Origin of the sequence: Escherichia sp. MOD1-EC5950 (assembly GCF_002965345.1) — a bacterium.
In the GTDB taxonomy this organism is placed as follows: Bacteria; Pseudomonadota; Gammaproteobacteria; order Enterobacterales; family Enterobacteriaceae; genus Escherichia; species Escherichia marmotae.
In genome coordinates, this window is record NZ_PTSR01000015.1 from 17,019 (window position 1) to 29,709 (window position 12,691).

Sequence of the window (12,691 nt, forward strand, 5' to 3'; positions counted from 1 at the left end):
CTGCTCCGGCCAGGTGCTTTCACCGCACCACTTTCCCATTTCTCATCTCTGCATATCAGGAAAACCTTCAGTATGAAAACATTACCCGATACACACGTACGGAAGGCATCGCGCTGCCCGTCTCCCGTCACCGTCTGGCAGACACTACTCACCCGACTGCTGGACCAGCACTACGGCCTCACGCTGAATGACACACCGTTCGCCGATGAACGTGTGATTGAGCAGCATATTGAAGCTGGCATTTCACTGTGTGATGCGGTGAACTTTCTCGTTGAAAAATACGCGCTGGTACGTACCGACCAGCCGGGATTCAGCACCTGTACCCACTCTCAGTTAATAAACAACATCGATATCCTCCGGGCCCGCCGGGCAACCGGCCTGATGACACGCGACAACTACAGAACGGTAAATAACATTACCCTGGGTAAACATCCGGGGGCGAAACAATGAAACTGGCCCTGACGCTGGAGGCAGACAGCGTTAACGTGCAGGCGCTTAACATGGGGCGCATTGTCGTTGACGTCGATGGTATTAAGCTCGCTGAACTGATTAACAAAGTCGCTGAAAACGGTTATTCACTCCGCGTGGTGGATGAACGTGACGCTACCGAAACACCGGCAACTTCTGCCAGCCCTCATCAGTTGCCGGAAGACAATACAGTGATACAGAGCGTGATGCCATTAACCACTGAAACAGCGCTGGATATCCTCATTGCGTGGCTGCAGGACAATATTGACTGCGAATCGGAAATTATATTTGACAACGATGAGGATAAAACGGATTCGGCAGCACTGTTGCCCTGTATTGAACAGGCCAGGGAGGATATCCGTACCCTGCGCCAACTGCAGCTTCTGCAACAGAACCGGTGAGTCTTACTCACCAGACTTCATTCCACTGACGCCAGCCTGAACAGGGCTGGCGTTTTCATTTATCTGCAAAAAGGAATATCGATTATGTCTGAAATCACAGCCCCCCGTCCGGAAGTGGTCAACGGGCATACGGACGTTATCTGCTCAACCAGTATCCGCCACATTCTGGCTGTACGAAAGAGTACGCTGCTGCAAATCGACACACTTACCCGGCAACTGGCAGAAATCTCAGCAATGACAGAAAGTATTGGCGGTAAAACCGTACTGGACTGGGCGATGAAACAGGATTTTCGCTGCGGTTGCTGGCTGATGGAAAAACCTGAAACGGCAATGAAAGCTATCACCCGCAATCTCGATCGCGAAATCTGGCGTGACCTGATGCAACGTTCCGGGATGCTGTCATTAATGGATGCGCAGGCCCGTGAGACATGGTACCGGTCACTGGAATACGATAATTTTCCGGAAATCAGCGAAGCGAACATTCTGAGCACATTTAAACAACTGCATCAGAACAAAGATGAAGTGTTTGAGCGAGGGGTGATCAACGTCTTCAGGGGACTGAGCTGGAATTACAAAACTAATTGCCCCTGTAAATTTGGCAGTAAAATTATCATTAACAACCTGGTAAGGTGGGATCGGTGGGGATTTCATCTTATCACCGGGCAACAGGCTGACCGACTCGCCGATCTGGAAAGAATGTTGCACCTGTTCAGCGGTAAACCGATCCCCGACAACCGGGAAAACATCACCATTCATCTGGATGATCACATCCGGTCTGTTCAGGGTAAAGAGTGCTATGAAGATGAGATGTTCAGCATCAGATACTTTAAGAAAGGCTCCGCGCACATCACGTTCAGGAAACCAGAACTGGTTGACAGGCTGAATGATATTATTGCGAAACACTATCCGGGAGTGTTACCTTCATAATAAAGCTCTAAGAATTGATTCGATTGTGTATTTTAGCTTCATTCCCTTACGCAAAGTCATTTGGGGGTTCTTATGGGGGTTACTCATTTATCCAACACAGATTAATCATTTAAAATCAAAACATTAACACTCATATTCGACTCCTGTGATCTTCCGCCAATTTGCCTCTTCTGAACTCTCCCGACATTCACAAAACCTCTTCTATTTCCTTATATACCTGGCTTTATTTGTATCCTGTGACCCGTCCTGAATAGCGTTATTTTTGGGGTATCAGGTTAGTTACTGGCGCACATCCCCCTGGATGATGGATTCGTCAAAAGCCGGAGGATGTCATGGCACTCGATTACCAGAAAGGCAGTGGGCATATCACATTCAAGCGGCTGGATCTGGTGGGTAAGATGAATGACATGGTGGCGAAGCACTATCCGTCAGCGTTATCAGCAAAATAACACTGTTCATATGCGGTTCTCTGGCATACTACGTGAGTTATAGCATTGCGGATTTGATTCTAACGGAGGCGGCATGTCAGACAAAGACTTAACCCAGTCCCCAGAAGGCGAATTTATTATGTTTGCCAGCGGTGACGGAGAAGTGCGTGTTGAATGTCGCTTTGAACAAGAAACACTCTGGCTCCCTCAGGCAACCATCGCAAACCTTTATCAGATCACTCCTCAGGCCGTCACGCAGCACATTAAAGCGATCTATGAAGAAGGCGAACTTGACCAAAACGCAACCTGTAAGTCTTACTTACAAGTTCAACAGGAAGGTAACCGCCAGGTAAGTCGCAACAAGCTACATTACAGCCTGCCTGTAATACTCGCTGTTGGCTATCGCGTTCGCTCGCCTCGCGGCACTCAATTCCGTCAGTGGGCAACGCAGACGCTTCAGGAATACCTGATCAAAGGTTTTGTGATGGACGATGAGCGACTGAAGAATCCCCCTGTCGGTTCATCGGTTGTGCCCGACTATTTTGATGAGATGCTCGAACGTATCCGCGATATTCGCGCCAGCGAGCGCCGGGTATATTTGCGGGTGCGGGAGATCTTTGCATTAGCTGCTGACTATCAGCCTTCGTTAAAAGAAACCACGCAATTTTTTCAAACCATCCAGAACAAACTGCATTTTGCCTGTACCGGGCATACCGCTGCTGAACTCATTCATCTGCGTGCCGATGCCAGCCAGCCGCATATGGGGCTGACCAGCTATAAAGGTGAAGAGGTGCGTAAGAGCGACGTGACGGTGGCAAAAAATTATCTCACCCAGGATGAAGTCAGCGAGCTTAATCGCGTGGTTAACATGTGGCTGGACTTTGCCGAGGATCAGGCCCGTCGTCGTCAGCAGGTCTTTTTGCGCGACTGGCAGGATAAGCTGGATCAGTTCCTGCAATTTAATGACCGTGAGGTTCTACACGGCGCGGGTAAAATCAGTAAGAAAATGGCCGATGAAAAAGCGCAGACGGAGTATGTTCAGTTTGCCAAACAACAACGGTGCTTAAAAGAGGCCGAAGGCGAGAAGGATATTGCCGCTTTGCTACAGTGGAATAAAGAGTCGAAAAAGTAGCTCAGAATGCCCCCAACTCCATATGCAAAACCATTTGGGGATACTTATGGGGGTTACTCATTTATCCAATTCAAAATATGAATATTAAATCAATAAATTAACCATCAAATACGACCCCGATAATCTTCCGCCAATTTGCCTCTTCTGAACTCTCCCGACATTCACAAAACCTCTTCTATTTCCTTATATACCAGGTTTTATTTGTATCCTGAGGTCAACCGACTTCAACCTGCGGCACGTTATTTTTGGGGGGTCATTGGGGGTATCTTACCTGACTGATCTGGCCGCAATCACCGGGAAATCCTGTTCCCCGATGCTGCTTCATATCGACCTGGCTTTACCTGCGCTGATAAAACAACGGGAGCTGAAGCTGGCATTCCCTGGGATTTCTGGCTTACTACTGCGCCTGTTTTTCAACAAATCAACAGCAAGCAGGAGAGATCGTCCCCGGTATTGATCATGTCGATCGCTTTATCCATCCGCTGATTGATAATTGGCGAATGCAAGGTTTTCTCAGCAAGGCTCGCCACAATCTTCAGCACCGTTGCCTCATCTGGAGTGACTTCCAGCGATATCACACTCAGCAAATGCTTTGTGTAGAAATAGTCGAGGATCAAACGGTAAACCTGGCGCATAACCGTTGAGAAATCATCCTCAGGAAAATGGCTGTGGTAAATTTTGTAGGTCAGTAAATTGCGCAATACATGCGGAGCGCTGAGGATAGATTCCTGGCAAAGCTGCTGCCACTGCTTGTCCAGAACTGCAAACTTGTCAGCCAGAACCTGCTTATCCGGGCTGTTTGCTACGTCTAAATACACTGCCATCTTTCGATGCGCATCAGCAATAATACGATCCCTGCTGCTCTTATTCGCGACAAGCGAACCCAATACCGTCAGCGCACGCACCTTCAATCCCACCGACTCCGTAGGCGTTGATTGACTCATCAGGCTAATACCTGCCGCCAGCTCGCTTAATAACTCCTGATGGTACTGTTCAGCCTGCACAAAATAGCGGTGCAGATCGAACTCAATACGCTGTAGGTAAACCATAAACTGTGCCAGCGCCATCAGATTCTCTTCAACGTTCAACGATGGCGACTGCAGGAGGTGCCAGGCAAAGAGATGCACAATCTGGTGGATCTGATTAACCGGCTGCCTGGCAGTGAAGGGGGTTTTCGCCTTCGCCAACAGCTCATCCTGTTCGTGCACTAACATGCTGTCGGCATCAAACAATACCAGTCGGGCTACTTCTGGACATGAGAGCACCATCGAATGGCGAGTTGTATCCGCGTAGTGCCTTTTGTTACGTGGATAAGTAGAACAGGTTTCTGAAAGCGCGTCTTCTCCCAGATCGCGATGAACCAGGCAGAGTTTATTTTCATCGAGAAACGGACACTGCCCCTGCGCGTCCAGTTTGATTATCGAATAGCGGCTTTTACCATTTCGCACCCGTAATAGATTCTCTTTCGCCAACTGGGCAATTTTCGGGTGTTGTTCGTTGAGGTAAGTATGATGGGTTTTCTTGTCGATGTGTATATTCCATCCCTGACAGCAGGAAATCAGGCAGTTGGGACCGACGCAGGAAAACTTCTTCACAAACTCGGGGGTTATTACTTTATGGATTTGCATAACATTCTTCGCGTTTAAAAAGCGAACAATAGCACGCTGTCAGAACAAAATGATAACGTCATAATCTGACGGTTTAACAAGTATTTCACCCGTTTCATAAATGTCGCCCCATCAAATGACTGGTTTACCTGAAGAACCATCCTCGCCATTTTTGCTATCATGCCTGCAACATAAACGACAAAACAGTATGCAGAGGAAAATATGAGTTCCACCAGAAAGGGAATGCTGAACGTTCTAATTGCCGCCGTTTTGTGGGGGAGTTCAGGGGTCTGCGCACAATACATCATGGAGCAAAGCCAGATGTCATCGCAGTTTCTTACCATGACGCGACTGATATTTGCCGGGTTTATTCTGCTGACACTCTCATTTGTCCACGGCGATAAAGTCTTCTCAATCATTAGAAATCATAAAGATGCCATCAGCCTGCTGATTTTTTCCATCGTTGGCGCGCTGACCGTCCAGCTTACTTTCTTACTGACCATCGAAAAATCCAATGCCGCTACAGCAACGGTGCTGCAATTTTTATCACCAACGATTATCGTGGCCTGGTTCTCACTAGTACGTAAATCACGCCCCGGCATTCTGGTATTTACCGCGATTTTGACCTCTCTCGTGGGCACCTTTTTGTTGGTCACCCACGGTAATCCGACATCGTTATCGATCTCTCCTGCCGCGCTGTTCTGGGGGATAGCTTCAGCCTTCGCTGCCGCATTCTATACAACATACCCCTCAACGCTCATTGCCCGTTACGGCACGCTGCCCGTCGTTGGCTGGAGTATGCTCATTGGTGGTCTGATCCTGCTACCTTTTTATGCCGGGCAAGGAACAAATTTCGTGGTTAATGGCAGCCTGATCCTGGCGTTTTTCTATCTGGTGGTAATTGGAACTTCACTGACCTTTAGTCTGTATTTGAAGGGCGCACAGTTAATTGGCGGGCCGAAAGCCAGCATTTTGAGTTGCGCAGAACCGTTAAGTAGCGCGCTGCTTTCTTTGCTGTTACTGGGGATCACCTTCACATTACCAGACTGGTTAGGGACACTATTGATTCTTTCATCAGTAATATTAATTTCTGTAGATTCCCGCCGCCGCGCCAGAAAAATTTAACTATCCAGCGCGGTACGGTTGATGATTACCAGCCCGGCACCGCGCCACCGTTAAAGATAGTTTCTGCCGCTTTAGCCACTTCCGGTGATTGATAAGATTGCAAAAATTCCTTCACATTTTCTGCATCCTTATTATCTGCCCGCGCCACCAGAATATTCACATACGGCGAATTTTTATCTTCAATAAAAACGCTGTCATGCACCGGGGAAAGCCCGGTTTGCTGAATATAAGTCGTGCTGATAATTGCCACATCCACTTTCGGATCATCCAGCACTCGCGGTAATTGTGCCCCTTCCAGCTCCATTATCTGCAAATGGCGCGGGTTCCCGGTAATATCCAGCGCCGTTGGCAGTAAACCTTTTCCCTCTTGCAGGGTGATCAGTTTCTCTTTTTGCAGCAGTAACAGCGCACGCCCCAGATTGGTCGGATCATTCGGAATTGCTACTGTCGCCCCATCTTCTAGCTGATCGACCGTTTTGATTTTTTTCGAATAACCAGCCATCGGGAAGACAAAGGTATTTCCCACCGCCACCAGCTTGTAACCATGAGCCTGATTATCCTGTTCAAGGAAAGGGCGATGCTGGAAAACGTTGGCATCCAGTTCACCATGATTTGTTGCATCATTAGGCAGCAATGAGCCACTAAATCCTACCAGTTCAACCTCAAGGCCATACTTCTCTTTGGCCACTTTTTTAGCGACTTCCGCCACATCCTGTTCAGCACCGTTAATTACGCCAACTTTAATGTGTTTTGTATCGCTGCTTTGCTGGTCGCAGCCTGCCAGCAAGATCCCCGCCAGTAATAATGCAGCCCCTGTCCGTAGATGATGTGTTGTCAGTTTCATTTTTTATCCTTTTATTAATGATTACCTGACTATAGCGGTAAGGTCGCTGCGGTTTAAAAAACGAAACGCTATCGATAAGAATAAAAAGGAATAAAAGAGGCATATAAGGTCTGGCACTTCTTACTGACTACACAAGCGCGTTTCGTACAGCATGATGAGAGCGAATAAAGCAAACTACACTTATGATTTATTCGATGCGCATTTGTAAGAGGTTGAATCCATGAAATCAACGACACTACTGCTTATTTTCACCGTTTTTACTGTGCCAGATATCGTATACGCCGAGTCACCTTTTAGCTCATTACAATCCGCAAAAGAGAAAAATACGGTATTGCAGGATTTGCGGAAAATTTGCACCCCACAGGCTTCATTGTCAGATGAAGCATGGGAAAAGTTAATGTTGTCAGATGAAGGCAATAAACAACACATACGCGAAGCCATCGTGGCGATGGAGCGTAATAATCAGAATAACTACTGGGAAGCGTTGGGTCGGGTAGAATGCCCGGATATGTAAGAGTGGCAATGACCTCTGACTAACGCCTCTTTAACCTGACATCAGGATTTCTTCATTTTCACCTTTGCGGTAACCAACAGTGCGGTAAGCAACATCAACGTACCGGACAATATTAACGGCGAAGTCAGGCCAATGTTATCCAACGCATAACCGCCGATTGCCGCGCCACAGGTATTGGCAAGCTGAATAACGGCCACCTGAATAGACCCGGCTTTTTCTGCTTGATCAGCCAGTGAGCGGGTGATCCACGTTGACCAGCCAACGGGAATTAAAGCAAAGGTCAGCCCCCAGATAATCGCCACGCCGGTAGCAACAATTTTATCGCTTCCCCACAACACCAGTATCAGCGCGCTAAAGGCGAGCACTAACGGTGCGCCCGCTAAGGCCAGTTTTACCGAACGTTTAAGAATGATCGACGAAAGCGATGTACCGACAAAGCTGGCGAGACCAAAACTCAGCAGTACCAGCGTTAAGCCATCTACGCCGAATCCCGCCAGATTCATATACACAGGGCGAATATAAGTGAAGAAAGCGAATTGCCCCGCAAAGGACATAAAGATAGCGATCATCCCGGCCATCACCCCCGGACGCTGCAACAGGCGGAAGGTATTTTGCTTCTGATGTGACGGTTCGCCAGGCAGTGAGGGCAATGATTTAATAATCCAGAAAATACACAGAACGCCCATCACTGCCGCCGCGTTAAAGACATTGCGCCAGCCGATAAGCTCGCCTAAAAAGCTGCCTAACGGCGCGGCAATCACCAGCGCGATAGAAACGGCACCGAAGATCACCGACAGAGCCTTCGGCACCATTCGAGGCGGCACCAGCCGCATGGTCAGCGACGCTGACATTGCCCAGAACCCACCCAGCGCCAGTCCCAGACAAGCGCGGCCGATTAACAACATCCTGAAGGAACTGGCAAAGGAAACCAGCAAGCAAGAGAGCGTCAGCAAAACGGCAAACAAAATAACAACGTAGCGACGGTTAGTGGCCTGAATTGTCTGGGTAATAAACAAACTGGCAAACATCGCTACAAAGGCGGTAACAGTCACCGATTGTCCGGCAACCCCTTCCGAAATACCTAAATCCTGAGCCATTGGCGTCAATAAACTGACAGGCAAAAACTCAACGATAATCAGGCAAGCGACGCAAAACGCCACCGAGAAAACGGCTGACCAGTTCGGTCGGCTGATGGCACCCGCGCCGCGGTTTTCTGTAATAAATTCACTCATGGTGTTACTCGAGGCATGTTTCAGGGGAAAAGCCGACCACTTTAACATTGAAATGTGTGATGCATTTAACGTTTTTGCAACTTTTACGGTGTCGCATGAGGTAAGGGTAAGATTGAAACGGAACAAGACAAAGATTGCCGGATGCGGCGTGAACGCCTTATCCGTACTCGGTCTGTAGGCCTGATAAGACGCGCCAGCGTCGCATCAGGCAAAGCGGTTTTAATGCAGCCAGTGAACGCCCTCAGTAGGCTGAAAAAACGCGTTATAGCGCATCTGGAAAGCGGTAATTTCCTGCATTTCAGGCTCTGTCTCTCGTAGAAAACCCAGCGCCAGCCTCACCTGTGCATCGGTAATGGGTGCGGCGAGACGGGCTTTTTGCAAAATTCGATGCCACTGATGCAGGTTCTGTTCACTGCCATCGACAATGACAATTTGCCAGATGAGCAACACCTGCGCGGCGTTTTGTAAGTGCGACTCATCCGGGCGATGCAGATAACGTAAAAATTCGTCACCGGCTAATTTTCCCATCTGATCGACCATCGATTCGACAGGCACCACATCAATATTCAGCCGATCGCTCAGGCGGCGAATCGCTTTTCTGGCCCCGTATGTCAGCACCCGAAAACCAACCACAAACACCACCGCCAGCGTGGCAAGCATTATCCAGATCATGAGTTCTCCTGCGTAAACGGCACTCATGATATCTGGAAACACTTATCAGATACTAATCCACCAGGATGATTTTCAACGCAAATAGCGCCGCTACCACCACCACACACAGGTTCAGATCGCGCCAGCGCCCGGTGCACACTTTCATGATGCAGTACGACATAAAGCCCAGCGCGATACCTTCAGTAATTGAAAAGGTAAAAGGCATCATTACCGTGGTAATAAATGCGGGCACCGATTCGGTAAAATCATCCCAGTTAACGCGCGCCAGACTTGAAGTCATCAACACACCAACAAAGATTAACGCCCCGGCGGTTGCGTAAGGAGGAACCATCGCCACCAGCGGCGAGAAAAACATAACCAGCAGGAACATAACGCCGACCACTACCGCAGTCAGCCCCGTGCGACCACCGACCGCCACACCAGAAGTACTTTCAATATAGGCGGTAACAGAAGAGGTGCCGATAAACGCGCCAGCCACCGAACTGACGCTATCGACATACAGCGCCTTATTCATATTCGGGAATTTACCGTGACTATCTATTAAGCCAGCTTTATCAGTTACGCCAATTAATGTTCCTGATGAATCAAATAGGTTGATCAACATAAAGGAGAAAATGATACCGGCCAGTTCAAGCGACAATGCTCCGCTCAAATCAACTTCACCAATAACACCGCTAATATCAGGTGGAATGGAATAGATGCCGCTAAAATGAACATCACCAAAAAATAATCCACAGCAGGAAGTAACAACAATAGAAACCAACACCGCGGCGTGAAAATTACGTGATGACAACACGGTTATAATAAAAAAACCTAAAATACCCAACAACACACCATGAGAACTTAAATCACCAATCATCACCAGCGTATCTTTATTGGCGACAATAACACCGGTGTTTTTTAATCCCATTAAGGCAATAAATAACCCGATGCCACTGGTGATACCAATACGTAAACTTAACGGAATGTTAGATATCATCCAGTAACGTATACGAAAAAGCGTGAGCAAAAATAGCCCTATTGCGCCCCAGAATATAGCGCCCATACCGGTCTGCCAGGAGATGCCCATTGCCCCCACCACCACAAACGCAAAGAAGGCATTCAGCCCCATTGCTGGAGCCAGCGCTACGGGTAAGTTAGCAAATATCCCCATCGCAATGCTGCCGATACCGGCAATCAGACAGGTGGTGACAAACACCACTTTCGGATCCATTTGCGCCGCACCGAGAATTTGCGGGTTAACGAAAACGATGTACACCATGGTTAAAAAAGTGGTCATCCCTGCAATCAATTCTGTGCGGACGGTGGTCCCATGTTGCGGCAGTTTAAATAATCGCGAAAGCGTCCCTGATTCATTACTCACGTAATCGGTATTGTCATTATTCATTTTTTTGTCCATTGAAGGAGATTTAATTCCTTGCTTTTGTAAAACAAATGACAACAACGGTTCAGTGATAATTATCACATTTCAATTGCACATTAATGGATATTCTTTAATAATCTCGCGACGTTTCTTTATGATAAATAATAATCAAACTGATAAAATCAAAATGAGAAAAACATGAATAATTCTATTAGCCATAAATTTCATCACATTAGTCGGGGCGAATACCAGGAATTGTTAGCCGTATCCCGTGGAGAAGCCGTTGCCGATTATATTATTGATAATGTCTCTATTCTGGATCTGATCAATGGCGGAGAAATTTCCGGCCCGATTGTGATTAAAGGGCGTTACATTGCCGGTGTTGGCGCAGAATACGCCGACGCTCCGGCTTTGCATCGAATTGATGCTAACGGCGCAACGGCAGTGCCGGGGTTTATTGATGCTCACCTGCATATTGAATCCAGCATGATGACGCCAGTCACCTTTGAAACCGCCACCCTGCCGCGTGGCCTGACAACCGTCATTTGCGACCCTCATGAAATCGTCAACGTCATGGGTGAAGCCGGATTCGCCTGGTTTGCCCGCTGCGCTGAACAGGCAAGGCAGAATCAGTATTTGCAGGTCAGTTCTTGCGTTCCCGCCCTGGAAGGCTGCGATGTAAACGGCGCCAGTTTTACCCTCGAACAGATGCTCACCTGGCGGGATCATCCGCAGGTTACCGGTCTGGCCGAGATGATGGACTATCCAGGCGTGATTAGCGGCCAAAATGCGCTACTCGATAAACTGGACGCGTTTCGCCATCTGACGCTGGACGGTCACTGTCCCGGTTTGGGTGGTAAAGAACTTAACGCTTATATTGCTGCGGGTATTGAAAACTGCCACGAAAGTTATCTGCTGGAAGAAGGTCGCCGGAAATTACAACTCGGTATGTCGTTGATGATCCGCGAAGGGTCCGCCGCCCGCAATCTCAATGCACTGGCACCGTTGATCAACGAATTTAACAGCCCGCAATGCATGCTCTGTACCGATGACCGTAACCCGTGGGAAATTGCCCATGAAGGGCATATCGACGCCTTAATCCGCCGCCTGATCGAACAACACAATGTGCCGCTGCATGTGGCATATCGTGTAGCCAGTTGGTCGACGGCGCGTCATTTTGGTCTTAATCATCTCGGTTTACTGGCACCAGGCAAACAGGCCGATATCGTTCTGCTAAGTGACGCGCGTAAGGTCACAGTACAACAGGTACTGGTGAAAGGCGAACCGATTGACGCACAAACCTTACAGGCACAAGAGTCGGTAAGACTGGCGCAATCTGCCCCGCCGTATGGCAATACCATTGCCCGCCAGCCAGTTTCCGCCAGCGACTTTGCGCTGCAATTTACTCCCGGAAAACGCTATCGTGTCATTGACGTTATTCATAACGAACTGATTACGCACTCCCGCTCCTGCGTTTACAGCGAAAACGGTTTTGATCGCGATGATGTGTGCTTTATTGCCGTGCTTGAGCGCTACGGACAACGACTGACTCCGGCCTGTGGTTTGCTCGGCGGCTTTGGCCTGAACGAAGGCGCGATGGCGGCGACGGTCAGCCATGACAGCCATAACATTGTGGTGATCGGTCGTAGCACTGAAGAAATGGCGCTGGCGGTGAATCAGGTTATTCAGGACGGCGGTGGGCTTTGCGTAGTACGTAACGGTCAGGTACAGAGCCACCTGCCGTTGCCCATTGCCGGGCTGATGAGCACCGACACAGCGCAGTCACTGGCGGAACAAATTGACGCATTGAAAGTCGCCGCCCGTGAATGTGGTCCACTACCGGATGAACCGTTTATTCAGATGGCATTTCTTTCCCTGCCAGTGATCCCCGCGCTGAAACTGACCAGCCAGGGTTTGTTTGATGGCGAGACGTTTTCCTTCACTACGCTTGAGATCGCGGAATAAAAAAAGCCCGGCA

The 12,691-nt window shown here is 48.7% G+C and carries 11 protein-coding genes and 3 pseudogenes; 9 read left to right on the forward strand and 5 right to left on the reverse strand.

Annotated features, from left to right (window positions below; genetic code table 11):
- The first annotated feature begins 72 nt into the window (after positions 1-72).
- From BEA93_RS15085 to BEA93_RS15110, 6 genes and pseudogenes are all read left to right on the forward strand, one after another.
- Positions 73-450, forward strand: a complete 378-nt coding sequence (locus tag BEA93_RS15085; protein ID WP_105224709.1) for a TA system toxin CbtA family protein — start codon at positions 73-75, stop codon at positions 448-450.
- Positions 447-623 (forward strand): annotated as a pseudogene (locus BEA93_RS15090) (DUF5983 family protein); the annotation flags it as partial. The gene BEA93_RS15085 and the pseudogene BEA93_RS15090, both read left to right, overlap by 4 nt.
- A gap of 48 nt (positions 624-671) precedes the next feature.
- Complete coding sequence (locus BEA93_RS15095) at positions 672-869, forward strand: DUF957 domain-containing protein (RefSeq protein ID WP_087891818.1); 198 nt, start codon at positions 672-674, stop codon at positions 867-869.
- An 84-nt stretch (positions 870-953) separates the two neighbouring features.
- A complete protein-coding gene (locus BEA93_RS15100; protein ID WP_100616724.1) occupies positions 954-1,796 on the forward strand; it encodes a DUF4942 domain-containing protein in 843 nt (280 codons plus the stop codon).
- A 344-nt stretch (positions 1,797-2,140) separates the two neighbouring features.
- A pseudogene (locus BEA93_RS15105) lies at positions 2,141-2,245 on the forward strand (DUF4942 domain-containing protein); the annotation flags it as partial.
- A gap of 73 nt (positions 2,246-2,318) precedes the next feature.
- Positions 2,319-3,356, forward strand: coding sequence for a virulence RhuM family protein (locus tag BEA93_RS15110; protein WP_001280590.1), 1,038 nt, complete (start codon positions 2,319-2,321; stop codon positions 3,354-3,356).
- A gap of 413 nt (positions 3,357-3,769) precedes the next feature.
- On the opposite strand, the gene fliB is transcribed toward BEA93_RS15110, so the two are convergent.
- Positions 3,770-4,984: a flagellin lysine-N-methylase gene (fliB, locus tag BEA93_RS15120; protein WP_105224710.1), complete on the reverse strand. Its 1,215-nt coding sequence runs from the start codon at positions 4,982-4,984 to the stop codon at positions 3,770-3,772.
- Between the two features lie 201 nt (positions 4,985-5,185).
- On the opposite strand from fliB, the pseudogene BEA93_RS15130 reads away from it, so the two are divergent.
- Positions 5,186-6,110, forward strand: a pseudogene (locus BEA93_RS15130) (carboxylate/amino acid/amine transporter).
- Positions 6,111-6,113: 3 nt separating this feature from the next.
- Here the strand turns inward: BEA93_RS15130 and nlpA are convergent.
- Positions 6,114-6,932: a lipoprotein NlpA gene (nlpA, locus tag BEA93_RS15135; RefSeq protein WP_000779416.1), complete on the reverse strand. Its 819-nt coding sequence runs from the start codon at positions 6,930-6,932 to the stop codon at positions 6,114-6,116.
- A gap of 220 nt (positions 6,933-7,152) precedes the next feature.
- Here nlpA and yicS point away from each other — a divergent pair, with 220 nt between their 5' ends.
- Positions 7,153-7,446 carry a protein YicS gene (yicS, locus tag BEA93_RS15140; protein WP_000843473.1) on the forward strand — a complete coding sequence of 98 codons (294 nt, stop codon included), beginning with the start codon at positions 7,153-7,155 and terminating at the stop codon, positions 7,444-7,446.
- A 41-nt stretch (positions 7,447-7,487) separates the two neighbouring features.
- On the opposite strand, the gene nepI is transcribed toward yicS, so the two are convergent.
- From nepI to adeQ, 3 genes are all read right to left on the reverse strand, one after another.
- Positions 7,488-8,678, reverse strand: a complete 1,191-nt coding sequence (nepI, locus tag BEA93_RS15145; RefSeq protein WP_105224711.1) for a purine ribonucleoside efflux pump NepI — start codon at positions 8,676-8,678, stop codon at positions 7,488-7,490.
- Between the two features lie 219 nt (positions 8,679-8,897).
- Positions 8,898-9,350: a DUF1198 domain-containing protein gene (locus BEA93_RS15155; protein WP_105224712.1), complete on the reverse strand. Its 453-nt coding sequence runs from the start codon at positions 9,348-9,350 to the stop codon at positions 8,898-8,900.
- A gap of 52 nt (positions 9,351-9,402) precedes the next feature.
- The gene (gene adeQ, locus BEA93_RS15160; protein ID WP_010377843.1) at positions 9,403-10,737 is read right to left on the reverse strand and encodes an adenine permease AdeQ; all 1,335 of its coding nucleotides are present in this window, start codon (positions 10,735-10,737) and stop codon (positions 9,403-9,405) included.
- Positions 10,738-10,911: 174 nt separating this feature from the next.
- On the opposite strand from adeQ, the gene adeD reads away from it, so the two are divergent.
- Positions 10,912-12,678, forward strand: a complete 1,767-nt coding sequence (gene adeD / locus BEA93_RS15165) for an adenine deaminase (protein ID WP_016262715.1) — start codon at positions 10,912-10,914, stop codon at positions 12,676-12,678.
- The last annotated feature ends 13 nt before the right edge of the window (positions 12,679-12,691 follow it).